General features: G+C 33.6%; 25 protein-coding genes and 1 riboswitch. Of the genes, 2 read left to right on the top strand and 23 right to left on the bottom strand.

Annotated elements, in window-relative coordinates; all coding sequences use genetic code 11:
* Positions 1–46 precede the first annotated feature (46 nt).
* Positions 47–146, bottom strand: a riboswitch (SAM riboswitch).
* 43 nt (positions 147–189) lie between these two features.
* Positions 190–732 carry a GrpB family protein gene (locus LQ694_RS04810; protein WP_058611930.1) on the bottom strand — a complete coding sequence of 181 codons (543 nt, stop codon included), beginning with the start codon at positions 730–732 and terminating at the stop codon, positions 190–192.
* A 137-nt stretch (positions 733–869) separates the two neighbouring features.
* Between LQ694_RS04810 and LQ694_RS04805 the strand changes: the two genes are divergently transcribed.
* Positions 870–1337 (top strand): S-ribosylhomocysteine lyase, encoded by a 468-nt coding sequence (locus LQ694_RS04805; protein ID WP_048540976.1) that lies wholly within the window; start codon positions 870–872, stop codon positions 1335–1337.
* 472 nt (positions 1338–1809) lie between these two features.
* On the opposite strand, the gene LQ694_RS04800 is transcribed toward LQ694_RS04805, so the two are convergent.
* The 5 genes from LQ694_RS04800 to LQ694_RS04780 form a co-directional block, all read right to left on the bottom strand.
* Complete coding sequence (locus LQ694_RS04800; protein WP_049320069.1) at positions 1810–2160, bottom strand: DoxX family protein; 351 nt, start codon at positions 2158–2160, stop codon at positions 1810–1812.
* Complete coding sequence (gene deoB / locus LQ694_RS04795) at positions 2160–3344, bottom strand: phosphopentomutase (RefSeq protein WP_218697235.1); 1185 nt, start codon at positions 3342–3344, stop codon at positions 2160–2162. Before deoB ends, LQ694_RS04800 begins: the two co-directional genes overlap by 1 nt.
* 11 nt (positions 3345–3355) lie before the next feature.
* Positions 3356–4657 carry a pyrimidine-nucleoside phosphorylase gene (locus LQ694_RS04790; protein ID WP_065381673.1) on the bottom strand — a complete coding sequence of 434 codons (1302 nt, stop codon included), beginning with the start codon at positions 4655–4657 and terminating at the stop codon, positions 3356–3358.
* An 81-nt stretch (positions 4658–4738) separates the two neighbouring features.
* Complete coding sequence (gene deoC, locus LQ694_RS04785; protein WP_058611928.1) at positions 4739–5401, bottom strand: deoxyribose-phosphate aldolase; 663 nt, start codon at positions 5399–5401, stop codon at positions 4739–4741.
* 85 nt (positions 5402–5486) lie between these two features.
* Complete coding sequence (locus LQ694_RS04780) at positions 5487–6422, bottom strand: sugar-binding transcriptional regulator (RefSeq protein ID WP_058591117.1); 936 nt, start codon at positions 6420–6422, stop codon at positions 5487–5489.
* Between the two features lie 112 nt (positions 6423–6534).
* On the opposite strand from LQ694_RS04780, the gene deoD reads away from it, so the two are divergent.
* The gene (deoD, locus tag LQ694_RS04775) at positions 6535–7245 is read left to right on the top strand and encodes a purine-nucleoside phosphorylase (protein WP_025906394.1); all 711 of its coding nucleotides are present in this window, start codon (positions 6535–6537) and stop codon (positions 7243–7245) included.
* Between the two features lie 304 nt (positions 7246–7549).
* On the opposite strand, the gene LQ694_RS04770 is transcribed toward deoD, so the two are convergent.
* The 17 genes from LQ694_RS04770 to manA all read right to left on the bottom strand — a co-directional run bounded on the left by LQ694_RS04770 (position 7550) and on the right by manA (position 25020).
* On the bottom strand, positions 7550–8806 hold the full coding sequence (locus LQ694_RS04770) for a (Fe-S)-binding protein (RefSeq protein ID WP_096792027.1): 1257 nt from the start codon (positions 8804–8806) through the stop codon (positions 7550–7552).
* Complete coding sequence (locus tag LQ694_RS04765; protein ID WP_239771829.1) at positions 8796–10205, bottom strand: FAD-binding oxidoreductase; 1410 nt, start codon at positions 10203–10205, stop codon at positions 8796–8798. The genes LQ694_RS04770 and LQ694_RS04765 overlap by 11 nt, the downstream gene beginning before the upstream one ends.
* A gap of 139 nt (positions 10206–10344) precedes the next feature.
* The gene (locus tag LQ694_RS04760) at positions 10345–10788 is read right to left on the bottom strand and encodes a Dps family protein (RefSeq protein ID WP_025906400.1); all 444 of its coding nucleotides are present in this window, start codon (positions 10786–10788) and stop codon (positions 10345–10347) included.
* Positions 10789–10972: 184 nt separating this feature from the next.
* A complete protein-coding gene (locus tag LQ694_RS04755; protein WP_058611923.1) occupies positions 10973–11887 on the bottom strand; it encodes a D-ribose ABC transporter substrate-binding protein in 915 nt (304 codons plus the stop codon).
* Positions 11888–11911: 24 nt separating this feature from the next.
* Positions 11912–12850 carry an ABC transporter permease gene (locus LQ694_RS04750; protein WP_025906404.1) on the bottom strand — a complete coding sequence of 313 codons (939 nt, stop codon included), beginning with the start codon at positions 12848–12850 and terminating at the stop codon, positions 11912–11914.
* Positions 12831–14327 carry a sugar ABC transporter ATP-binding protein gene (locus LQ694_RS04745; protein WP_196968400.1) on the bottom strand — a complete coding sequence of 499 codons (1497 nt, stop codon included), beginning with the start codon at positions 14325–14327 and terminating at the stop codon, positions 12831–12833. Before LQ694_RS04745 ends, LQ694_RS04750 begins: the two co-directional genes overlap by 20 nt.
* 11 nt (positions 14328–14338) lie before the next feature.
* Positions 14339–14728, bottom strand: a complete 390-nt coding sequence (rbsD, locus tag LQ694_RS04740; RefSeq protein WP_048540998.1) for a D-ribose pyranase — start codon at positions 14726–14728, stop codon at positions 14339–14341.
* Positions 14721–15602 carry a ribokinase gene (gene rbsK / locus LQ694_RS04735; protein ID WP_096792025.1) on the bottom strand — a complete coding sequence of 294 codons (882 nt, stop codon included), beginning with the start codon at positions 15600–15602 and terminating at the stop codon, positions 14721–14723. Before rbsK ends, rbsD begins: the two co-directional genes overlap by 8 nt.
* Position 15603: 1 nt before the next feature.
* Positions 15604–16569, bottom strand: coding sequence for a LacI family DNA-binding transcriptional regulator (locus tag LQ694_RS04730; protein WP_058611920.1), 966 nt, complete (start codon positions 16567–16569; stop codon positions 15604–15606).
* 66 nt (positions 16570–16635) lie between these two features.
* Positions 16636–17040, bottom strand: a complete 405-nt coding sequence (locus LQ694_RS04725) for a thiol-disulfide oxidoreductase DCC family protein (protein WP_201277786.1) — start codon at positions 17038–17040, stop codon at positions 16636–16638.
* A gap of 124 nt (positions 17041–17164) precedes the next feature.
* Positions 17165–18589 (bottom strand): Na+/H+ antiporter NhaC, encoded by a 1425-nt coding sequence (gene nhaC / locus LQ694_RS04720; protein ID WP_196968399.1) that lies wholly within the window; start codon positions 18587–18589, stop codon positions 17165–17167.
* Between the two features lie 127 nt (positions 18590–18716).
* Positions 18717–19076, bottom strand: coding sequence for a transcriptional regulator, SarA/Rot family (locus LQ694_RS04715; RefSeq protein WP_048541006.1), 360 nt, complete (start codon positions 19074–19076; stop codon positions 18717–18719).
* 244 nt (positions 19077–19320) lie between these two features.
* On the bottom strand, positions 19321–20694 hold the full coding sequence (locus LQ694_RS04710) for an alanine/glycine:cation symporter family protein (RefSeq protein WP_048541009.1): 1374 nt from the start codon (positions 20692–20694) through the stop codon (positions 19321–19323).
* A gap of 140 nt (positions 20695–20834) precedes the next feature.
* The gene (locus tag LQ694_RS04705) at positions 20835–22205 is read right to left on the bottom strand and encodes an EVE domain-containing protein (RefSeq protein ID WP_096792024.1); all 1371 of its coding nucleotides are present in this window, start codon (positions 22203–22205) and stop codon (positions 20835–20837) included.
* 214 nt (positions 22206–22419) lie between these two features.
* Positions 22420–23436, bottom strand: a complete 1017-nt coding sequence (locus LQ694_RS04700; protein WP_049320055.1) for a LysM peptidoglycan-binding domain-containing protein — start codon at positions 23434–23436, stop codon at positions 22420–22422.
* A 396-nt stretch (positions 23437–23832) separates the two neighbouring features.
* Complete coding sequence (locus LQ694_RS04695) at positions 23833–24063, bottom strand: hypothetical protein (RefSeq protein ID WP_058611915.1); 231 nt, start codon at positions 24061–24063, stop codon at positions 23833–23835.
* A 15-nt stretch (positions 24064–24078) separates the two neighbouring features.
* Positions 24079–25020 carry a mannose-6-phosphate isomerase, class I gene (gene manA / locus LQ694_RS04690; RefSeq protein WP_218697231.1) on the bottom strand — a complete coding sequence of 314 codons (942 nt, stop codon included), beginning with the start codon at positions 25018–25020 and terminating at the stop codon, positions 24079–24081.
* Between the last annotated feature and the right edge of the window lie 4 nt (positions 25021–25024).

Here is a 25024-nt window from a genome sequence, read left to right as displayed (position 1 = left end):
TTCCAATATAAAAGCGCACTACTTTGTAAGGAGTGCGCCAATCGTTCTTTTATCTTCCAGTAACAAACTGTAGGAATTGGCACCTTTCCATTATGGGAGGTTGCTGGACTTCATCGGGCCCTTCCCTCAGTCTCTCTTGATAATTCGTATGAAATTTGAATTTAATTCTAACTGTCTTACTCGGATATGTCAATGATTTGTTGCAATATCATTGGAATTTAAGTACCATTTTTCTGCTTTTTTCTCAAATTCTTTAATCATGCTGTCTTTGCCTTTATAGTACTGTTCACTATCATCAGGAAATTCAATCACTAAGTCGTGCTTTAGTCGACTATATCTTTCTCTTTCACCATTGAATGTTCTTAAATAATCTCTAAAGGATAATAATCTTAAAATATGTGGGCTACCTTCATCATAAATATGTAAATGGTGAGAAACTGCACCGTATTGATCATATTTTTTGAAATATCGATTACCGATAACACCACGTTCTCCTTTAGATTCATATCCTAAACCTGATAATTCATGTGTAAATTCATCAATCGATTTACTATCTTTTACAACTATTAATATATCTATAATCGGCTTCGCAGATAATCCAGGAATAGCCGTTGATCCTATATGTTCAATGTTGATACTATGTTCTTTCAATAACGACTGTAAATATTTTTTCTCTTCAAGAAAAAGGTGTTGCCATATACTGTCGTATGGGACTACACGTAATCGCTCCATCTCATCACCTAATTTCAGAATAATTTATTAATATTATCTTATAAAGTAACATAGAAAGAAAGTAAAAGAAATCTGAATTGATTGTTTTTTCAAAATTAACTTGATATAATGATGCCGAAATCAAAGGAGGAATCTTCATGACAAAAATGAATGTAGAAAGTTTTAATTTAGATCATACGATAGTAGACGCACCATTTGTGAGACTTGCGGGAATCAAAGAAGGACAAAATGGTGATGTTATTCATAAATATGATATTCGATTTAAACAACCTAACAAAGAACATATGGAAATGCCTGCATTACATTCCTTAGAACATTTAATGGCTGAGAACATTAGAAACCATACAGATAAAGTGGTAGATGTTAGTCCAATGGGATGTCAAACAGGATTTTATGCTTCATTCATCAATCATGACGATTATGATGACGTACTTGCTATATTAGAAGCAACACTTAAAGACGTAGAACAAGCAACAGAAGTCCCAGCATGTAACGAAGTACAATGCGGTTGGGCAGCAAGTCATTCATTAGAAGGTGCACAACAATTAGCAACTGAATTTTTAGCAGAACGCGATAATTGGAAAAATATCTTTAAAGAAGATTAATGAGGAACGTCCAGGATACATGTCCTGGGCTTTTTTATGTTGAAATCGCGGTGCGTTGCGGACACTTCTGAGCAAACTTGTTTATAATGGGGGCGTTGTGAACACTTCTCGCCAAACTTGTTTATAACGGGGGCGTTGTGAACACTTTTCGCCAAACTTATTTATAACGGGGCTGTTGTGAACACTTCTGCCCAAACTTGTTTATAATGGGGGCGTTAATTACAAATCTCGGTCGAAGTGTTACTATGGACCGCCTTAGTTACAAATCTCGGTTGAATTGTAAACAAGGAGTTCCTTATTTGCACTTCTCACCAAACTTGCTAATAACGACACCAGTATTTGCACCTTCAGCCAAAACTGCTAATAACGGCACCCAACTCCCCAACATTATATTCAACTAATCCATACATCACACTTACCCTCACAAAAAAAAGAGTTTGGGATACGATATCCCAAACTCTCTATATAAAAATTACATTTTTCGTACTAGTTTAATCATCACATATTGTAGTGGTAATCTACCCCACAACGCCCATTTTGGTAATTGTTTACCGTTTAATGGGATGTTCTTTTGCGCCATATAAACATTTGCTGGAAATACAGCTAGTAAGAACCATTCGATTAATTTTTTCATTAAGTTACTTGGCTTTTTGATGATTAACATGACACCAAATACGATTTCCATCACACCTGTTATCCAAACAATTGCTTTTTTAAATGGTAAATAGTTTGGAACGATTGCTTCAAAACCTTCTGACCTTACAAAATGCATCACACCTGCAAATGAAAATCCTATTCCAAATAATCGTCTAACTATATTCATTACTTAATCACCATCTCATTTAAATAACTTTTACCGAATTCAGGTAACGTCACATTAAAGTTATCTGCTATTGTTGCACCAATTGAACTGAATGTATCATCACCTGATAGTCCATGATATTCTTTGATACTTGGACTATACATTAATAATGGTACATATTCACGTGTATGATCTGTTCCTGGAGCAGTTGGATCGTTACCGTGGTCAGCTGTAATAATGACTAAGTCATCTTCATTTAATACTGCTTGTAAGTCTTCTAATCGGTTATCAAAGTCTTTAATTGCATTTGCATAACCTTCTTTATCTCTTCTATGACCATATAATGCATCGAAGTCAACTAAGTTTAAGAAACTGATTCCAGTGAAATCACTTTTCACAACATCGATTAATTGGTCCATACCATCCATGTTGTCTTTTGTTCTTATAGCTTTTGTAACACCTTCACCATCGTAAATATCATTAATTTTACCGATTGCAATGACATCGTAATCAGCATCTTTTAAAGTATTCATAACTGTTTTACCAAATGGTTTCAATGCATAATCATGTCTGTTTGATGTTCTAGTGAAGTTACCTGGTTCGCCAACGTATGGACGTGCAATAATTCTTCCTATTAGATATTTAGGATCTTTCGTAAGCTCTCTTACTTTCTCACAAATATCATATAATTCTTCTAAAGGAATGATATCTTCATGTGCTGCAATTTGTAGCACTGGATCTGCAGATGTGTATACAATTAAATCTCCAGTTTCCATTTGATGCTTGCCATATTCATCGATAATTGCAGTACCTGATGCTGGTTTATTTGCAACAACTTTTCTACCAGTAATTGATTCAATTTCTTCCACCAATTCTTCTGGGAAGCCTTCTGGATAGACTTTAAAAGGTTTATCAATATTTAGACCCATGATTTCCCAATGTCCAGTCATTGTATCTTTACCAACTGAAGCTTCACTTAATTTAGTATAGAATGCTTCTGGATTTGATACTTTTTGAACTACTGGTAAGTCTGCTATATTGCCTAAGCCTAACTTTTCTAAGTTTGGTAATGTTTCATTAAAACCTTCAAGTGTATGTTTTAATGTATGAGAACCTTCGTCACCAAATGCTTTAGCGTCTGGTGCTTCACCAATACCTACTGAATCCATTACGATTAAATGAATACGTTTAAATCGGTTTGTCATTTGACACACTCCTAATCTGTAATCACTTTATGAATTAATGTTGGTTTAACTTGTTCGTCAGAAATTGTGATGTTTTCTAAAATTTTAGCTTCTACATCTTTAACATCTTCTTGATTTGCGTAAATCGTTACTAACGATTCACCCGCTTCAACTTTATCGCCAACTTTTTTATTTAATACTAAACCAACTGCCAAGTCAATTATATCATCCTTTGTTGCTCTACCTGCACCTAAAAGCATTGAAGCAACACCAATTTCATCTGCAACGATGTGTGATACATAACCTGAAGTTTCAGCTTTAACTTCAAAAGTATATTGAGCTTGTGGTAATTTCGTAACGTCATCTACCACAGAACCGTCTCCACCTTGATTTTCAAGGAAAACTTTGAATTTTTCTAATGCTTTACCGTTATGAATCACTTCTAAAAGTTTTTCTCTCGCTTCATCTAAAGTTTCAGCTTTCTTAGCTAATACAACCATTTGAGAACCTAAAGTTAATACAAGTTCAGTTAAATCTTCTGGACCTTCGCCTTTTAATGTTTCAATCGCTTCTTTCACTTCTAAGCCGTTACCAATTGCTCTTCCTAAAGGTTGGCTCATATCAGAAATAATCGCCATTGTATTTCTACCTACATTATTCCCGATTTTAACCATTGCATGCGCAAGTAACTCAGAATCTTCAATCGTCTTCATAAATGCACCTGCACCAGTCTTAACATCTAAGACAATCGCATCAGCACCTGCTGCAATTTTCTTACTCATAATTGAAGATGCAATTAATGGAATTGAATTAACTGTACCTGTTACATCTCGTAAGCCGTATAGCTTTTTATCTGCAGGTGTTAAGTTACCAGTTTGACCGATTACGGCTACTTTATCTTTATTCACTAAATCAATAAATTCTTGTTCACTAATTTCAACATGGAACCCTTCAACTGCTTCAAGTTTATCAATTGTACCACCTGTATGACCTAAACCACGTCCACTCATTTTTGCGACTGGTACGTCTAATGCTGCTACTAAAGGTGCAAGTACAAGTGTTGTTGTATCACCTACACCACCTGTAGAATGCTTATCAACTTTAATACCTTCAATTTCAGATAAATCAATTTGATCCCCTGATTCAACCATAGCCATTGTTAAGTTTGCACGTTCTTCATCTGTCATATCTTGAAAATATATAGCCATTGCTAAACTAGACGCTTGGTAATCCGGAATATCGCCTGCAGTATATCCTTTAACAAAAAATTCAATTTCTTCTTTCGTTAATTCTTTCCCGTCACGTTTCTTTGCAATTACATCAACCATTCTCATCGTTAATACCCTCCAATTTTTGTATGAATACGCTTACCTTAATTTGAAAAATTAAAGGTACTATTTCAAGTACCATTAATTTTAGTAATCTGAATCTGACGCTTCACCTTTTAAAATTTTAACACCTGCTGAAGCACCAATACGTGTTGCACCATTATCTATCATTGTTTTAACATCTTCGTATGAACGGATACCGCCTGATGCTTTTACGCCTAAATCAGGACCAACTGTTTCACGCATTAATTTAATATCTTCTGCAGTTGCACCACCAGTTGAAAATCCTGTTGAAGTTTTAACAAAATCAGCACCAGCTGCAACAGCAAGTTCACATGCTCTCACTTTTTCAGCATCTGTTAATAATGAAGTTTCAATGATAACTTTAGTTGTTACACCGTTAGCTGCTGAAACAACACTTTCGATATCTTTTTTAACATCTTCATCTCTGCCGTCTTTTAATGCACCAATGTTGATAACCATATCTACTTCTGAAGCACCTTTTTTAATTGCATCTTCTGTTTCAAATGCTTTAACTTCACTTGTGTTAGCTCCAAGAGGGAATCCGATTACTGTACATACAAGTACATCTGTCCCTTCTAACGCTTTCTTGGCATGTGCAACGTGTGTAGGATTGACACATACTGATTTGAACCCATATTCTTTCGCTTCACTTAATAAAGCGTCAATTTGTTCCAAAGTCGTATCTGGTTTTAATGCTGTGTGATCGATATATTTAGCTAATGACATGTTGAATCCTCCTAATATTTTTTTGATTAACTCTATTATATAACGTTGTTGAACATTTGTAAAACGATAACTGAAATATTGTTCACTAATCTAATAACGCCTGTGCTGTGTATTGATCCGTAATTAAAATATTACTCAATTTACCTTCGAGTGCACCTCTAATAGAAGCGATTTTATGCTCACCTCCAGCAACTAATACTGAATGTTCTATACCTTTTAACGCATCAAGTTCAATACCTATCGTTCGATTATTAATAGCTTCGTCTGCTACTTCTCCTTTGCTATTATAAAATCTTGAACAAATATCACCTACTGCTGATTTTTTAAGCCTTTCTTTTTCTTCTTCACTCAAAAATCCAAGTTTAAATAATAGGGAAGAATCTCTTACAGTTCCTACAGTAAAAATCGCAACGTCAACTTGTCTACCTTGATCGAGTATTGATTTAATATGTCTGTCTTTTTCAACCATATCTTTAACTTCTTTTACATCAAAAATAACGGGTAACGGTAAATCTCTCGGTGTCGCATTATAAGCTTGAGCAAATCTTTCTAAAATTTGATGACTTCTCGTATCAACATCAGAAAAACTAATGCCGCCTTTCAACTGAATAATACCAATATCTTTAAAATGACTTTGTTCTAAATATTGAGAGACTTGATACATCGTTTTACCCCAACTTATACCAATATTATCCCCGCTTTTCACAATTTTATTTAAATATTCAGCAGTCTTTTTACCAATTGCCGTTTGAATATTTGAATAATCGTTATAAGATGCATGTTCAACAACACAATCTTTTAAATTGTATTTCGCTTTTAAAAGTGAAGCTAAACTTTCTGCATCTTGATAAGGGTCATCAATTTTAATCGTAACAAAGCCTTGATTTTTAGCATGATTTAATAATCTTGATATAGTTGGTCTTGAAATATTTAACTTTTTCGCAATCGCTTCTTGACTCAAACCTTCTTGATAATATAACTTTGCAATCTTGATACTATCCTTGTTCTTTTGTAAATCCATCCCTATTCACCACTTTCTTTCACTCTTATCGTACAAAAATTCGCAAAAAATTTAAACAAATGTTATCTTTAAGATGAAAAAACTTTTATTTTATTTAAAGGAGAAGATAGTTATGACACAAGGGACACCACATATTCAACCAAATGGTGTAAAAATCGCAAAAACAGTACTAATGCCGGGGGATCCATTACGTGCTAAATTTATAGCTGAAAACTTTTTAGAAAATGTAGAACAATTCAACGATGTAAGAAATATGTTAGGTTACACAGGAACTTATAAAGGTAAAGAAGTTTCTGTTATGGGTTCAGGTATGGGTATCGCTTCAATCGGTATTTATTCTTATGAACTTTATAATTTCTTTGACGTAGACACAATTATTCGTATCGGATCATGTGGTGCTATGCAAGAAGATATCAACTTATACGATATTATTATCGCTCAAGGTGCATCTACAAACTCTCGTTATGTTGATCAATTCAACGTGCCAGGTTACTTCGCACCAATCGCAGACTTCGGCTTAGTAGCAAGCGCTAAAAACAAAGCAGACGAAATCGGCGCAACATCACACGTAGGTAATATCTTCTCAAGTGATATTTTCTATAATGCAGATTCAGAAGTAACAAGTAAATGGGCAAGATTAGGTATTTTAGGCGTTGAAATGGAATCAGCTGGATTATATGTAAATGCCGCTGCAGCTGGTAAAAAAGCATTAGGTATCTTCACAGTAAGTGACCACTTATTAAGAGATGAAGCAACAACAGCAGAAGAAAGACAAAATTCATTTACACAAATGATGGAAATTGCATTAGAAATCGCAGAATAATTATAAAAAGAGAGCTGAGACGATGATTACCGTCTCAGCTCTCTTTTCATTTGTGATAGTTAAGGAGTTATATAGATTGCGTTAGGTTCCAGAATTTAGATAATTAGAGGTCGCTAAATTCCATTATTCTGAATTGTGGTAATTAGAGTCGGCTAACTTCCATTATTCTGAATTGTGGTAGTTAGAATACGCTAACTATCATTATTTCGAATTCTGGTAATTAGAGGGTACTCATTAAGGGACATTTCTCAGAATTCTGTCCCTAACACGCTCATCTCTCGCCAATCATCTCTCAACATACTCATTATTCTATACCACATGCTTCTGCTACGACTTCTACGATATGTTTGACTTGTATTTTATCTTCTAATCCTTCATTTTTAACACCTAACAACATTTGCAAGTGACAGCCTGGATTTGACGTGATGATTAATTGCGGCTCTATTTCTTTTACGTGACTCATTTTTCGATTTAAGATTTCCATCGATGCATCATAATTCACGATATTATATATACCTGCTGAACCGCAACAGATGTCTTTTTCAGGTAATACTTTATATGTTAGTCCTTTTATTTGGTTGATTACTTTTTCAGGTTCATGGAATACATGTTGTACGTTTTGCAAGTGACATGATGGCTGATATGTGGCTTGTATATTGATCGGGTGTTCTAAGTTTAAGTCAATGTCTTCTAATATAACTGATATGTCTCTCACTTTATCGACAAACTGTTCTGCTCTATCTTTCCACTCCGCTTCATTTCTCAATAAATGATCATATTCTATTAACGAAGCGCCACAACCGCCAATAGCATTGACATAATAATCTACATCGTATTTTTCTAGCGCTTCAATATTTAGTTTGGCTAATTTTCTTGCTTTATCCATTTCTCCTGCGTGATGTTGAAGTGCGCCACAACATGTTTGTTGTTTAATTTCTACAACTTGAATATTATGAGCTTCTAAAATTTTTATCGCAAGATCGTTTATATGTGAGAAAAATGAGTCCATCATGCAACCTCTGAAAAAGCCAATTGTTGTTTTTTTCTTTCTAAATGGTGTTTGGTAAGGTCGCTTATCTTTTTGAACTGGTGGCAAAATCATCGCCATATTGCCTAATCTTTCTGGTAGTAATTTTAATGCATTTGTCTTATTTAAAATGCTTGAAACAAATGACGTATGATAGAGCTTCAAGCCTTTATACATCACATCTAACATATATTGACGTTCTAAAAATACAGACATGATTTGTGTGTCTAATTTTTTATTGCGCTTTTCTCGTAATACTTCGACTGCCGATTCATAAATGTCTCCATATTGAACATTCGTTGGACAAACTGTTTCACATTGTCTACAGCCTAAACATAAATCAATCGCTTCTTCTAAATCTTTAAGTTCTGCTTTACCTTCAACTGCATATTTAACAAGATTGATTCTACCTCGTGGAGAATGCTTTTCTTCTTTCATCGTTAAATATGTAGGGCAAGACGGTAAACAAAAGCCACATTGAACACAATCAAAAGTTGCATCATAAGCTAATTTTTCGATTAGATTATTCGTCATGGACTAACACAAACCTTTCATGCTCGTCTGGAAAGATTTTACCTGGATTCAGACGATTATTAGGGTCCAATGCTTGTTTTACATCTTTCATAAATTTCATGCCCGCTTCATCAAATTCGTTAAACATAAATGGCTTTTTAAACAATCCAATACCATGTTCACCGCTTAATGTACCACCTAATTTCAGTGAAGCTTTAAAAATTTCAGCAACTGCTTCTTCTGCTCGTTTCATTTCTTCTGGCTTACGTTTATCCGTAATAATATTAGGATGTAAATTGCCATCTCCAGCATGCCCAAACACAACTAGATTTAATTGATAAGTTTGTCGAATTCTTTCGATTTCTTCAAAGAAAGCTGGAATTTGACTGACCGGCATACTTGTATCTTCGCTTATCTTTGTCGGTCCAAATTTCACGATAGCTGGTGACACAAGTTTACGTACTTCCCATAGTTCAGATGCTTGTTTTTCATCTTCAGCAATGATGACTTTACAGCCAGGTAGCGCAGCACATGTTTCTTCGATGATTTTCATTTCTGCTTCAAGTGCTAAAGGATGACCATCTAATTCGACTAACAATACTGACTCAGCATCAGCCGTCACATTCTCAATTGGATGTGTCGACAATACAGCATCAACACAATATTTATCCATGATTTCGATTTTAGAAGGTAATATACCTGATCTTAAAATTTTAGATACCGCTTCACCTGATGTAATGAAATCATCAAATTGCAACATTGCCGTCTTTGTATCAATCGGTTTAGGTATCAATTGTAAAGTAGCTTTTGTAATAATACCGAGCGTACCTTCTGACCCTACAATTAATTTCGTCATATCATAGCCTGTAACATTTTTTACTGTGCGTCCACCACAGTGAATCACATCACCATTGGCCGTTACGACTTCTAACCCAACAACATAGTCTTTCGTGACGCCATACTTTAAGCATCTTGGTCCACCTGCATTTTCAGCTAAGTTACCCCCAATTGTTGAAACACGAGAACTGGATGGATCAGGTGGATACATCAATCCATATGATTCAGCAATTTTATGAATTTTCTCAGTGATAACGCCTGGTGAAACTTCCATCATTAAATCATTTTCGTAAACTGTGATTTCATTGTCCCATCTTGAAAAGTCCAATACTATGCCACCATGAACTGCAAGTGGTCCCCCACTTAAACTTGTACCACTACCTCTTGGATAAATTGGTACGTCATATTGATTACTTAACTTTACAATATGCACAACTTCTTCAGTAGACACTGGCTGACAAATAATATCAGGCATGTATTCACCGAAAGAAGCATCAAAACTATAACTTGAAAGATCCGCTACTTCTTTAGAAACGCGTCCATTATCTAAATGTTTCTTTATAGCATGATAGAGTTCTTCCATGTTATCCCCCCTCAATATGAAATTATATTCATGATAGCACTGTTTACTTTAATTTTCATTTCAAGTGAATGCGTTTACATTTATGGATTAAAAAAACCTAATCCACTACGTTCATGGATTAGGTTTTCTTAATTCAATATTATTTTAAGAATGATTTTAACATCCAGTTGTGTTTTTCAAGACTTGTTACCATTGCTAATAACATATCACCAGTCATATCGTCGTTAACTTTTTCTGCTAATTGAATACCTTCTTCTAATTGAGCAATTACAGTTGTGAAGTCTTTAGATAATTGTTCAACCATTTGGTTTGCAGTTAAGTTTTTCTCAGCTTCTTCAATAACTGACCATTCTAATGCTTCTCTTAAAGTAGCGATTGGGTTACCTTCAATTGCTAAAATACGTTCAGCTAAATCGTCAACATACACACTTGCTTCATTGTAAAGTTCTTCAAATTTCTCATGTAGTGAGAAGAAGTTTGGTCCTTTAACATACCAGTGATAGTTGTGTAATTTAGTATATAATACTGTCCACTCTGCTACTTGTTTATTTAACGCTTCGATTACTTCTTTATTATTTGTCATTTATTTTACACTCCTCTGTAGTTATCTTTTCTTGATTACATTAATTATTATATTATAATCATTCTAATCTGTCAACTATATTTAGTGATTTATTTATAATAATTATAAATAAGAGTTTAAATCTACATAAAAAGAAGGTAAAGCCTACATTAGACTTATACCTTCTTTATCGTTTTATAAACATTTATTTTGCTTTCTCAAGCTTAAGTGGAATCTTAATTTCTTTCTCAAGTTTCTTACCGTCCATCAATTTAATGATAGAGTCTACTGAAGCTTTACCCATCATATCAGGTTGTTGAGCGACAGTTGCATCTAGTTTGCCGCTTTTAATTGCTTTCATTGCATCTTCATTACCATCAAATCCAACTACGATTACATCTTTATCACCAATTGCTTCGATAGCACCGAGTGCCATTTCATCATTGTGTGAGAATATCGCTTCTACTTCTGGATGTGCTTGTAAAATATTTTGTGTCACGTTTAATCCTTCTGCTCGATCAAACTTAGCACTTTGTTTAGCAATGACATCAAGTGATTTGTCGGCAACTTTATGGAAACCTTCTCCTCTTTCTCTTGTTGCACTTGCACCTGGAACACCTTCTAATTCGGCAACTTTCGCATTTTTACTTAATTTATCTAAAATAAACTGTCCGCCCATTTTACCGCCTTCAACGTTATCTGAAGCGATAAATGTAGCAACATCACCTTTATCAACTGATCTATCTAATGTAATAACAGGTATACCTTCATTATTTGCTGACTGAACCGCACTAGAAATTGCACTAGAATCTGTTGGATTGACAACTAAATAATCAACTTGTTGTTGAACTAAATCTTCTATATCATTTGTTTGTTTAGCTGAATCATCTCTTGCATCGACTACTTTCACTTTCATACCTTGTTTCTCAGCTTCTTTTTCAATGCCTTCTTTAATTGAAACGAAGAATGGATTATTTAATGTTGAAACACTGACACCAATTGTTATATCAGATTTTTTCTTATTTGTTTTACCTTCATTATCTTTTTTCAAAGGCGATTCAAGTGAACATGCCGCTAAAAATAACACAGTTGTCATTATTAGTATTAATAATTTCTTCATTTGTTTTCCCCTCAATCTAATTGATTATTTTTTTCTATCTATTAATACAGCAATTAAAATAACAATACCTTTTACGACTTGTTGGTAGAATGATGATACACCTAATAAATTCAATCCGTTATTAAGTACACCTATAATAAGTACACCAATAAACGTTCCAACAATTCTACCTTTACCGCCTGTTAAAGAAGTTCCGCCTAATACAACTGCAGCGATAGCATCTAACTCATATGATGTACCGGCTGTAGGTTGAGCTGAGTTTAAACGTGATGTTAAAATTGCACCTGCTAATGCAGACATTAAACCAGAAATACCATAAATTAAAATTTTCACTCTGTTTACTTTAATACCAGAAATTTTTGAAGCTACTTCATTACCACCGATAGCATATGTATGTCTACCAAATGTTGTTTTTTGTAAAATAATCGCCAATATAATAAATACAATAATCATTGTGACTGCTGGTACTGGAATACCAAAGAAATAACCTTTACCAAATAGTTGGAACATATAACTATCACCTAAATTAGTAATAGGGTTACCATCTGTAACAACGAGTGTTAAACCTCTAAATATTGTCATCGTTGCAAGTGTTGCGATGAATGGTGCCATACTCCCGAATGTTACTAATACACCGTTAAATACACCTAATAAGAAGCCACCAAGTACTCCGACAATCAATGCTACGATTGGATCTAAACCACTTGTAATTAATATTGCAGTAAATGCACTTGATAATGCGAGTATCGAACCGACTGATAAGTCTATGCCGCCAGTTAAAATAACAAATGTCATACCAAAAGCAATTAACCCGTTAATTGAAACTTGCCTTAATAAGTTTAATAAATTCGATAAATCTAGAAATGCAGAGTTCATAATACTAATCACGACGATTAATAATATAAGTCCTATAAATGGAATAATTTTTTCGACTAATGAAGTCTTAGCTGTTAGTTGTTGCATGTAATTCCCCTCCTGTAGCTAATGTCATAATATTTTCTTCTGTTATATTTTCGCCTTCAACTTCACCTTTAATATTGCCTTCTTGAACAACAATAACGCGATCACTCATGCCGATAACTTCAGGTAACTCTGAAGAAATCATAATAATCGATACACCACGTTCAGTTAGCTCATTCATCAACTGATAAATTTCTCTCTTAGCACCAACATCTATCCCTCTTGTCGGTTCATCTAAAATCAAGATTTGAGCACCTGTACCAATCCATTTTGCCAACACTACTTTTTGTTGGTTACCGCCTGAAAGTGAGGATACTAGTGCTTTTCGTGGTGTCTTAATATTGAGCCTTTTGCTCATTTGATCCGCAAACACATGCGTCGCTTGTTCTTTAATAAACCCTTTATTCGAAAAGCTTTCAAGAGATGGTAGAACCATATTATGTTCGATTGAGAAATCGAGAATGAGTCCTTCATCTTTTCTATTTTCAGTAATTAAGCCTAAACCATGTTTCATTGCATCTTCCGGTGACTTAATCAATACGGATTTACCATTAATGTCTATATCTTTATGACCTTTATCAATTCCGAACAGACTTCTCATAATCTCAGTTCTACCTGCACCCATTAAACCACTAAATCCTAATATTTCACCTTTTCTTAATGAGAATGAAATATCTTTGATGCCTTGTTCATCATTATTAAGAGATTTAACATGCATCAATGTTTCACCTGGGTTGACTGTTCTTTCTGGGAATTGCTCTGTTAAGTCTCTACCTACCATCGATTTAACAATTTCATCATAATTGGTTTCACTTGTTGGTTTATACAATACAGTTTTACCATCTCTCATAACGGTAATTTCATCAGAAATCTCAAAAATCTCAGCCATTCTATGTGAAATATAAACAAATGAAACGCCTTGATTTTGAAGATTTTTAATGAGTTTAAACAACTGTGTGATTTCTTTATCTGTAAGTGCTGCAGTTGGTTCATCCATGATGATAATTTTTGCATTGGTCATTAAAGCTTTAGCAATTTCTATCATTTGTTGTTCACCGATTGAACATTTTCCTGCAACTTTCTTCAATGAGATATTAAAGTTTAATTTTCCAAAGACTTTTAATGCTTCTTGTTTCATTTTCTTCTCATTTAATATACCAAATTTATTTCGCATTTCTTTCCCAATAAATAAATTTTCAAGTACTGTTAACTCTGGCCAAATATTAAGCTCTTGATGTATAAACGTAATACCTGCTTCTTCTGACATTTGAGCATCTTTAAAGACAACTTCTTGATTGTGATAATTAATTTGACCTGCATCTTTTTCATGAATACCAACAAGAATCTTCATTAAAGTAGATTTCCCTGCACCATTTTCTCCCATAAGTGCATGAACTGAAGCTTCTTTTAATTTAAAATCTACGCCTGTTAACACTTTATTTTGGCCAAACGCTTTATGTACACCAGACATTTCTAGCATGAAATCCCTCCTTAAAATAAAACATCACTTTCTAATATGACGTTTGCATATGGTGTTGCTTCCCCTGTTCTTATAATAGCGACAGTATCTTGTGTTAATTTTTTAAATGCTTCATGTGATACAAATTCTCTTTCAACATCTGTTTCTTTAATCTTTTCATAAAGTGGTGAATTATCAGTCTTAATTTCTTCTGCAAAAATCATTTTCTGTACAGACATATGTTCTAACAAAATATCGTAAACGCTTTCAAAACTTGGTACACCAAAAGTCAGTGCTAAATCAATTTTTCGCACGCCTTTTGGTACTGGTAAACCACAATCTGCGATCACAATACGATCTGTATGACCAAGATCGCTTAATACTTTAGAAATTTCACTGTTTAATATCCCTGTCTTATACATCCCATTCTCCTTTAATATCTTGTAATGTTGGCATTCCACCTTGTGCACCTAATCCAGTTACTGAATGACTTGCTGCTAAATTAGCAAATGCTAATGATTGATCTAAGCTGTATTCTTTTTGAAGCGCTACTGCAAATGCACCATTAAATGTATCTCCAGCACCTGTCGTATCTTTCACTTCACGTTTATAACCTGGTACTTGAACTTTTTCTTTACCATTATGATAAGCTGCACCTTTATCGCCTAAAGTTACAATCAATTTCATTGGATAAGCTGCTAACGCTTCATCTAATTCACCTTTAAACATCTCATCACTTTCTGTTTCATTTGGTGTTAAATAATCGACTTTTTCAATAACAGTGTTGCTTACTTCTCTATACGGTGCGGGATTCAGAATAGAAATCAAACCGTGTTCTGAACAATATTCAACCGCAAATTCAACAGTTTCACTTGGAATTTCTTGTTGTAATAAGACGATATCTCCTTCTGACAATGCTTCTAGATGTTTTTTAACATAGTCTGGTGTCACTTCATTGTTAGCTGAAGGTACGACAATAATACTATTATCTTGTTCAGATAATGTTATATGTGCTGTTCCAGATGGCATTTGTGTAACGGGTTCCACACCATCCACAATAACGTGATTATTTTGAAGATTTTCGTATATTTCTTTACCAAAATCATCATCGCCAACTCTACCAATCATATGTACATTATCGCCTAATCTTGCAGCTGCGACTGCTTGGTTCGCACCTTTCCCACCAGGTGTTGTAAAGAAATCGTCCCCAAGAATTGTTTCTCCTTTACCTGGTCTTTTAGACGCTGATACAACTAAATCTATAGACATACTTCCGATAACTGTAATTTTATTCATATTAATCTCTCCTTGTTGATTGTCGTTCTACTAAAGTAACATCTAATATTTGATGATGTTCTCTTTGTTTACCTTCCAACTGTTTAATCAATTGTTGACAAGCTTTTTGACCAATTAAATAAGCAGGTTGATGAATCGTTGTTAAACTTGGTGAATATGTACGTGATAACGGAATATCATCATATCCAACAACTTGTATATCATCTGGTACTTTATATTGATGATTATAAAGAATACTCATGACGTTAAATGCACCTACATCATTACTACAAATAATACTATCAATGTCGTGTTCTTTAATTAAGTTGAGAAAATCATCTTCTGATAAAGATAATTCATTAGCTGAGATATACTTGATACCCGCTTCATCTAACATTAACTTCGCACCATTGAATCGCTCTCTAAATGATTTGTAATTTAAGTCTTGTTCTAAAATAAGAACAGATTGTGCTTTACCATTTATCACTGCTTGAGCTTGAAGTTGTCCACCTTTATAATGATTTGTTTCAACAAATTCATGATCCTCGTACACACGGTCTAACAGAACAAAAGGCATATTATAAGATTTAAATGAATCAAAAGTTTCCTTACTCGATAATTGTGAAGCAATAATACCACTACAATTATGTACGTTAAATGTATTTAAATAAGCAAGTTCTTTCTCATCATTGCCATCACCATTTCCAATAATGATATGATAGCCCATCGCCATCGCTTCATCTTCAACACCTCTAGCAACTACTGTAAAAAAAGGGTTACTCATATCTGGTAACAATAGTCCTATCATTCTAGATTGTCGTTTATATAAAGTTCTTGCTGTTTCGTTAGGTCGATAATTTAATTCTTGAATTGCTTTATCAATTTTATCTTGTGTTTCCTTCTTAACATAACCACTTTTATTAAGCGCTCTAGATACAGTAGCAACAGATACTCCCGCATGTTGCGCAACTTGTTTAATTGTTGCCATACTTCAACTCCCTTTTATGTAACCGTTTACACAAAAGGATATCACGCAATCTTTATTTATGCAATATTAATTTAAAAAATATTTTCTTTCTTCAGGTGTCGGTATCTTACATTCGTTTTTCAAAATCACTTTATGTCTGATTTTGGCAAATACATCGTAACCAACATCTCGAACACATCTCGGTATCCATTTCAAAGCCCATCCCAATAGTTGATAGCCTTTTATTTGATATAATAAATGAATAATCGCACTTGATTTAATCAATACTTTGTCACCATCTACAACGATAATACTATCAATTTTTTGCAAGTCAGGTCGAACATCAATTAAATGATCACCATATGAAGATTCAAGTTGAGCAAATTGAAAACGAGTCGAAATCTTATGATGAATTAACCACATCACAGCACGATTACAGTATCCACAATCCCCATCATAATAAACAATAGCGATAACAATCACTCCAATCATTATTTTCTTTAACGTAACACGACAGTATGATAAATAAAAGTTTTACGAACACAATTACGAATAATGTCCCTAAAAATAAAAAGTGCTAAGACACTTCTGTCCTAGCACCTCTTCATTTCTATTATTAAGTAGCTTGTTTTTTAAATGCTTTATATTCTTCTTCATTAATTTTGATAATTTTAAATCCTACATATCCAAAGATGACGGATATAATTGGTACTGTATAATTAAAGATTGCATAAATGCCATATTCTAATACATTCACATTCAATGTTTGGGCGATAAATACCCCACATGTATTCCACAAGAAGAATACGGATGTTACTGTACCGCCGTCTTCAAGTGCACGTGATAAGTTTTTCGGATGTAGCCTTCTTTCCAAAAATGTATTAATGTACATTCTTGAAGGTACTACAATCGATATGTATTGTTCTGAACATGAAGCGTTTGTACCTATACATGAGATAATAACAGATGCTATTAAACCACCAGTACCTTTTGCGATTTTTAAAATTTTTGTAATGATAGCTTTCAGCATGCCTGAGTATTCTAGAATGCCTCCAAATGTCATAGCAACTATAGTCATTGAAATTGTATAGAACATGGATTCTAATCCACCTCTGTTGAACAACTCTTTAACTAAGTCGTTTTTTGTTTCTAGTACAAAACCAGTTTGTAATGTTTTCACACTGTCATGAAGACTACCACCTTGAATAAATATTTGTGATAAGAATCCTAAGACAATACCGACGACTAAAGCTGGGATTGCTGGCACTTTAAATGCTACTAATATTATAACAATTACGGGTACGAGCAGCAGCCACGGTGAAATTGTAAATTTATTTAGCATTTCACTATTGATAGCATCTATTTTTGCTTGATCCATATTACCAGCTGAAAATTGTTGTCCTAAAATAAAAAATACAATTAGTGAAATGATAACGGCAGGTACAGTCGTATAGAACATGTGTTTAATATGATCAAATAAATCTGTACCTGTTAGTCCTGCTGCTAAGTTTGTCGTATCTGATAATGGACTCATCTTATCACCAAAGTATGATCCTGATATAATAGCTCCGGCTATCATGCCAGCTGGAATATCCATACTTAATCCAATTCCCATACCTGCTACACCAACTGTTGCCATTGTTGACCAACTACTACCAATTGCTAATGATACGATTGCACAAATAACTGCGATGGTTACTAAAAATAATGATGGCGTTATTAATTTCAAGCCATAGTAAATCATTGTGGCTACTATGCCTCCACCTATCCAAGCACCAATGATCAGTCCAACTAAAATGATAATAACGATTGCTGGTAAGGCTAGCCTAATACCTTTATACATCATTTCTTCAATGTCTTGCCAGCTATACCCATGATAGTACGCTACAATTGCAGCAATTGCTGTTCCTATCATTAACGGTATGTGCGGAGCTTGTTCTAAAACGACTACCGTAAATAACATACTGATAATCATAAATAAAAATGGCACAACGGCCCAAAAGAAACTAATCTCTTTCTTAGATGTACTATTCTTCTCCATAGATAACCTCCTAAAATAAAGCGCTTACATTTATAATTTTAATATTTCATGCTACATATTACAATGCCATAATTACAAAGCCTGGACAAATATTTATGTGCCAGGCTCATACTTATAACTCATATAATTATTCATTAAGCATATATATAACTTCTTGCATAATTTCATTGAATTCTTCTTTATATTCATTGTTAAAACGTAAAATTACTGCTCGTTCGTCTGATTTTAAGCGATTTTTTAATATGTATCTTTTCTCAAATAAACGTTTGATCGCTCTCGCTGATTTATTTTGTTTAATATAGCCTTTTTCAATAGCATCTTTAAGATGTACTTCTTCCACTTCATTTAATTTCATTAAAAAGAAAAATTCATGCTTCTTTAGACCATACTTTTGTTCAATAACTAAAAAGATATTATCAATTTTATTTTGCTGATCGAAAAACGCTGAACATGTTGAAATTGCTTCTGAATAAGATTGAGTCTTCATAGTCTGACCTCCTGTTTTTTCCATTAATTAGATTTTCTTAAAATAATTTTAACACAAAATTAAATAACATCAATATGGAATTTAAATATATATTTGACAATTTATGTATTTTTATAGCAGTTAATTATCAAACCGAATTGACTAACTCACAAAGTGCATAGAAGTACTATAATTTTACAAATAAAAAAAGATTATAACTGTAATCGTTATAATCTTTTTCTTGTATTCAATTAATTGTAGATACTTACTTTTTAGTTTTATCTTTTAAATAGAATTCTTTTCCAGTAAAGAATTCTGTTGTTAAACTTTTAACTTTAGGCGCTAACATCACGACTGCGATAATATTTGGAATCAATATACATGCAAGTGCAATGTCTAATAAATTCCAGAGTTGTGTACCAGCACCGAATGCACCAAGTGCGATTGATAGTACATAAACAATCTTCATAATAAATCCTGCCGTTAAGCCAAATAAATATTCTGCCATTCTTGAACCATAGTATATAACAACAATGATTGTCGAGAATACGAAGAAGACCATAGAGATAGAAACAATCCAGCTTCCAAATGTTCCAAATGCATTGTAAAATGCACGAGCTGTAAGTGCAGCAGATTGTTCTTTAGCATCATTATCTTTCCAAACATCAGATACTAAAACGACAAATGCTGTCGTACTACATATGATTAATGTATCTACAACAATTTCACTTACACTCCAGAAAGCTTGTCTTACAGGATGATCTGTCTTTGCAGCCGCATGTGCAATTGGTGACGTACCAAGACCTGCTTCATTCGAATAAATACCACGTGCAAATCCCCAACGTACTGTTGTGGCTAAAGCAGCACCGAAACTACCACCTAATGCCGCATCTGGATTAAAAGCCTTCTCAACAACTAAAGCAATTACGCTAGGCACATGTTGAATATTCAGTATAATAATCAAGAAGCCCATAATACAATATAAGCCTACCATAACCGGTACGATCATTTCGGTAAATGTTGCAATACGCTGAATACCACCAAATACAACTAAAGCTGCAATAACAGCTAGTACAATTCCTGTTATACCCATGTGAATATCGAATGTATCTTGTACAGTACTTGCTGCTGAATTCCCTTGTACCATAATACTTGGGATAAGTTCAATCATTAAAGCAAATGCAAATACAAACGAGAATACTAGTCCGACTTTTTTATTTTTGAAACCTTTTTTCATATAATATGTAGGACCACCAACAAATTCTCCTTTATCGTTTTTCTCACGATAATATATACCTAGTACATTTTCGGAATATTTTAATGCCATTCCTAGAAACGCAATCACTAACATCCAAAATACTGCACCAGGTCCACCCATCATAATGGCTGTAGGTACACCGACAATGTTTGCCGCACCTACTGTTGATGATAAAGCAGAAGTTAACGCTTGTCTCGGAGTAATCGTACCTTCTCCTTTAGGTTCTTTATTAATACTTCCAAAAGTTTGTTTCATCATGTAACCAAAATGTCTGAATTGAATTAAACCTAAATACAATGTTAAAAATAAGCTTGATACTAATAAAAGTGTGACGATTGGATACCCCCATAACCAATCTGAGAATGCTACGATTTTCTCCATAAAATGACCCCTTTGCTATTTTATTTGTGAAATATAAACCAAGCATAATTCTATATTACAGAATATTCTGCAATTTATAAACCTTTAAAAATATAAAAACGGAATAAAATCTTAAGTGTTAAGATTTTATTCCGTCTATTTTATCCTACATGTAATACTCTACAATGTTTTAAAAATTGATGTGAGTATTGTTCTTTAATTTCTTCAATCGAACCATAACATAAACCAATCATGCGCCATTTAGGATTATGACGATAGAATGAGTCTTTTTCTAAACTCCACTTCACCATTTTACCTTCGTGATTATATCTTGGTAATGTCATTTCGTATCCATCAAGCACATTTAAGAATAATTGAAAGATTTCTGGATCTATTCTTTCAAACTGGTCAATCACTAGCCATTCTCTTTCTGAGTTCGTAATATGTCCTGTAATGAAACCTTCTCTATAATATAAAGCGCCACTTTCATTTGGTAAATATCGACCATATAACATTTCTTCTGAGAAATCAGGATGACCTACTGTATATATACCTTTAGCAAGTTCACGTTCAACATAATGTTTCGCTTTTTTCAAACCGTCTTCCTTATTGTCACAAAGCATTAAAATAATAGGTTTATCTTTTTTAGGTTCATTTTCCTGTTCACGTTGAACAGACATCTCATATTGATTACTAGAACTTTCTTTGTAAGTTCCGTTACTCATATCTATCATGGCATCATATTGTGCTTTTGTTAAATTAGCAATAGATTGTTTTGAACTATCTTGCAAGAAATATAATTTCTTTAAAGTTTGATGTCTATTTAATTCGCCAATATTCACAGGATTAATATCTTCATGGTATTTAACTTCAATACACGTAGAATCTGTTCTACCTGGTTGTGGTGGCAACTTATGTATACTATCTGACACTTCCCCAGTTCCTATTATAGACTGATTAGCATTTCTACTTAAAAATATAATCTGGTCTCCTATTTCTAACTGAGTATAGTACGTATAACCATTTCTCTTTATACCATTTACAGTATGTGTAAATATTGTATATGTTTGATCTGATTCAAATTGAATTTCTTCTGTTAACAAGAAATACCTAGGAATTTTTATAGCGCCTTGTCCTAACCCTATAATTAAATCGAATTCTTCTTTCGTAATTCGATTAAACAATTGTTCTGTCATCTGTTTAATTCTAGATTCTAATTGTTCACTTCTCTTTAAATATTCAATAGATAACATTGTTAAAGATTGCTCAAACTTAAATTGGATACTTACTTTTTGATTACCACCCGTTTGAACTTGTAAGATCTCACCGAACCCAAGTAAGCCGACTTGATTTTGTACTTGATAATAAATCACTTTATCTCCTGGTTTGGCTGTCTTAAATGCATGATAGCCTTGCGTTGGATTAAAGCTTGCACCTGATTCAAACACTGCAGTTTGGCCTTCTAATGGTTCCGTATGACGCCACCTATTATATCCACAATTTAACCAAAAGTAGTTTCTTTCTTCAGACATATGTATACTCCTTAATATCTATAATGATCGATTTTCATAATGATGTTTACTTTGATATCTTAATTTTATTTTCATATAAAAATTACGCTTAAAATTTACTTTTTTAACAACACATTAATATTAACATTGTATAAGACATTCACACTCATGTCTATGTTTACAATTATAAAAAAAGAGCCGTGGACACATCATAATGTCCAAGACTCTTCAATGATTAATGTATAAAATTATAACTTGAAACTTGAGAAGCTGGTACCGTTCTGTAAGTTAGTACACCTGGTGATGAACTAAAGTTCATTTCAGATACTTGTATGCTTCCGTTTGAATTAATTCTTTCAACAAATGATACATGACCATAGTATCCAGCTGATGATTGAAGGATTGATCCAACTGATGGTGTGTGATTTACAACATAACCATCTTTAGCAGCTGCACTTGCCCAGTTGTTTGCATTCCACCAATAAGTACTAATTGGTTTACCTATAGCTTGACGACGGTTAAATACGTGCCAAGTACATTGACCCCAGTCGTATAAATTTTGATGATTGAATGTCGGTGATGTGTATCCACTGTTGCTATTTGAATTAGAAGTAGAACCTGAACTTGAAGTTGTTCCACTCACTTTTAATTTTTGTCCCGGATAAATGATGAAGTTTGACAAACCATTTAATGACATAATTTTTTGGTATGTCGTTCCATATCTAGCTGCAATCGCTGATAGTGAATCTCCTGACTTAACTGTATAAGTAGAAGTGCTACCTGAAGCATTAGACGCTCCACTGTTACTAGAGCTACCCGTGTTACTACTAGAAGTTGCTGTACCATTAACTTTTAATTTTTGTCCCGGATAAATAATTGTGTTGCTTAACCCATTCAATGACATAATTTTTTGATACGTTGTACCATATTTACCAGCAATAACCCCTAATGTATCTCCCGATTTTACTGTGTAATATGTCGTTGATGAAGTTGAAGTATTACTTGAGCTCGTGTTTGATGTACTTGATGAATTTGAAGTTCCAGGAACTTGCAATACTTGATTAGGAAAAATAAGGTTTGAACTTAATTTATTTAAGCTTTTAATTTTCGCAATCGTTGTATTATGTTTATCAGCAATCAGCCATAAAGAATCTCCACTTTTAACTTTATAAGTTGCTGCTTCCGCTTGATGAGAAGATACTGCAACTGCCACTGAAGCACCAACAAATGCCGCTATTGTCTTTTTCTTCAAAATAACTTACCTCCATCTTCTTACAGTTTTTTTATGAATTCTTATTAATTATACACCGTAATCTTTACCGTTTATATTACAGTTTTATTTCATTTTCATTAATCCTATAATAGTATATTACTTTTAATGATTAATTAGAAAATGAACAAATATAATAAATCGCATATTATAAATAGCGCAAGGTAAATTGAGGAGGAAGATAATATGTGTGAGTGTTATAATGCTGTACCTTATTTACAAAACTCGGCTGAACTGTTACTAACGGCCCCCTTATTTACAAAACTCGCCTGAACTGTTACTAACGCCCCCCATATTTACAAAACTCACCTGAACTGTTACTTAAAATACAAAAAATAGCACGAGACATATATTATGCCCCGTGCTATTTTAAATGCTTTATACGATCAGCGATAACCCTGCTAAGCATGGCATAAGATTGACTAATATACCGCCTATTTTGAGTCCTACAGATATGTCTTTGTCTTTTAATGTAGAGATTGCAAGTATTAAACCAATTAACGCAATGATAAATGGTATGACTGGCGTTGGATACTTAGGCATTCCGAAAAATAAACCTAATCCTGCAATGACTGCACATACTAATGATAAATATAGAAATTTTTTCATATGATAGACCCCAATCTACACATAACTAATGATGACTTCTAATTCACCATTTATGTGATTATCTAAATCATCTGCTGTCATGATTAAATGATCGCCTTTTTCTACTTCAAATACATTACCATCTGTAATAATTTCTCCGCTTCCAGCTATCACACTTACTAAGCAATAGTCTCTAGGTTTTCTGAAATTAAACGTCCCACTAATTTCCCACTTAGCAACAGTAAAGAAGTCGCTTTCGATTAATAATGTTCCTTTTTGGTCTTCATCATCAATCTTTTTAGGTGGTACATTTGGACTTTGTGCACCTACTGTTATAACGTCGATACTCTTATCTAAATGAAGTTCTCTCTTCTTGCCGTCTTTATCAATTCTGTCATAATCATAAATTCTATATGTTGTATCAGAATTTTGTTGTGTTTCTAGAATCATAATACCGCTACCTATTGCGTGAACTGTTCCACTAGGTACATAGAAGAAGTCTCCTTTTTCTACTTTTACGCGTTTAAATAAATGATTCCAATCTTCATTCTGTATAAACTCTTCTAATTGTTGTTTTGTGTTTGCGTATGTGCCATATATAATTTCTGCATCTTCTTTAGCATCTATAATATACCAACATTCTGTCTTACCAAATTCACCGTTTTCATGTTCATGTGCATATGTATCATCAGGATGTACTTGTACAGATAGTTGATCATTTGCATCAAGAATCTTAGTTAATAATGGGAACTTTTCTTCTGTAGGATTACCGAAAAGTTCTGGGTGATTTAACCAAACTTCATCTAAAGTTTGTCCTTTATATGGTCCGTTTGCGATTTCGTTTGGCCCATTTACATGTGCAGATATTCCCCAACATTCACCGATTCGTCCTTCAGGCAGGTTATATCCCATATTTTCTAAATTTCTACCACCCCATATACGTTCTTTGAATACAGGCTTTAAAATTAATGGAGACATTCAA

The sequence above is a fragment of the Mammaliicoccus sp. P-M58 genome, assembly GCF_022386165.1.
GTDB classification, from domain to species: domain Bacteria; phylum Bacillota; class Bacilli; order Staphylococcales; family Staphylococcaceae; genus Mammaliicoccus; species Mammaliicoccus sciuri.
This window is presented reverse-complemented; position numbering and strand designations above follow the sequence as displayed.

Bases quoted from the DNA above. Each gene is read 5' to 3' on its own strand.
- LQ694_RS04780 (WP_058591117.1), bottom strand. From the start codon at position 6,422: ATGGATTTACAAAAGAACAAGGATAGTATCAAGATTGCAAAGTTATAT.
- rbsD (WP_048540998.1), bottom strand. From the start codon at position 14,728: ATGTATAAGACAGGGATATTAAACAGTGAAATTTCTAAAGTATTAAGC.
- deoB (WP_218697235.1), bottom strand. From the start codon at position 3,344: ATGACAAACCGATTTAAACGTATTCATTTAATCGTAATGGATTCAGTA.
- LQ694_RS04790 (WP_065381673.1), bottom strand. From the start codon at position 4,657: ATGAGAATGGTTGATGTAATTGCAAAGAAACGTGACGGGAAAGAATTA.
- LQ694_RS04765 (WP_239771829.1), bottom strand. From the start codon at position 10,205: ATGGAAGAACTCTATCATGCTATAAAGAAACATTTAGATAATGGACGC.
- LQ694_RS04760 (WP_025906400.1), bottom strand. From the start codon at position 10,788: ATGACAAATAATAAAGAAGTAATCGAAGCGTTAAATAAACAAGTAGCA.
- LQ694_RS04755 (WP_058611923.1), bottom strand. From the start codon at position 11,887: ATGAAGAAATTATTAATACTAATAATGACAACTGTGTTATTTTTAGCG.
- deoC (WP_058611928.1), bottom strand. From the start codon at position 5,401: ATGTCATTAGCTAAATATATCGATCACACAGCATTAAAACCAGATACG.
- LQ694_RS04750 (WP_025906404.1), bottom strand. From the start codon at position 12,850: ATGCAACAACTAACAGCTAAGACTTCATTAGTCGAAAAAATTATTCCA.
- deoD (WP_025906394.1), top strand. From the start codon at position 6,535: ATGACACAAGGGACACCACATATTCAACCAAATGGTGTAAAAATCGCA.
- LQ694_RS04710 (WP_048541009.1), bottom strand. From the start codon at position 20,694: ATGGAGAAAATCGTAGCATTCTCAGATTGGTTATGGGGGTATCCAATC.
- LQ694_RS04715 (WP_048541006.1), bottom strand. From the start codon at position 19,076: ATGAAGACTCAATCTTATTCAGAAGCAATTTCAACATGTTCAGCGTTT.
- LQ694_RS04745 (WP_196968400.1), bottom strand. From the start codon at position 14,327: ATGCTAGAAATGTCTGGTGTACATAAAGCGTTTGGCCAAAATAAAGTG.
- rbsK (WP_096792025.1), bottom strand. From the start codon at position 15,602: ATGAATAAAATTACAGTTATCGGAAGTATGTCTATAGATTTAGTTGTA.
- LQ694_RS04800 (WP_049320069.1), bottom strand. From the start codon at position 2,160: ATGAATATAGTTAGACGATTATTTGGAATAGGATTTTCATTTGCAGGT.
- manA (WP_218697231.1), bottom strand. From the start codon at position 25,020: ATGTCTCCATTAATTTTAAAGCCTGTATTCAAAGAACGTATATGGGGT.
- LQ694_RS04730 (WP_058611920.1), bottom strand. From the start codon at position 16,569: ATGGCAACAATTAAACAAGTTGCGCAACATGCGGGAGTATCTGTTGCT.
- nhaC (WP_196968399.1), bottom strand. From the start codon at position 18,589: ATGGAGAAGAATAGTACATCTAAGAAAGAGATTAGTTTCTTTTGGGCC.
- LQ694_RS04805 (WP_048540976.1), top strand. From the start codon at position 870: ATGACAAAAATGAATGTAGAAAGTTTTAATTTAGATCATACGATAGTA.
- LQ694_RS04695 (WP_058611915.1), bottom strand. From the start codon at position 24,063: ATGAAAAAATTTCTATATTTATCATTAGTATGTGCAGTCATTGCAGGA.
- LQ694_RS04810 (WP_058611930.1), bottom strand. From the start codon at position 732: ATGGAGCGATTACGTGTAGTCCCATACGACAGTATATGGCAACACCTT.
- LQ694_RS04725 (WP_201277786.1), bottom strand. From the start codon at position 17,040: ATGATTGGAGTGATTGTTATCGCTATTGTTTATTATGATGGGGATTGT.
- LQ694_RS04770 (WP_096792027.1), bottom strand. From the start codon at position 8,806: ATGACGAATAATCTAATCGAAAAATTAGCTTATGATGCAACTTTTGAT.
- LQ694_RS04705 (WP_096792024.1), bottom strand. From the start codon at position 22,205: ATGTCTGAAGAAAGAAACTACTTTTGGTTAAATTGTGGATATAATAGG.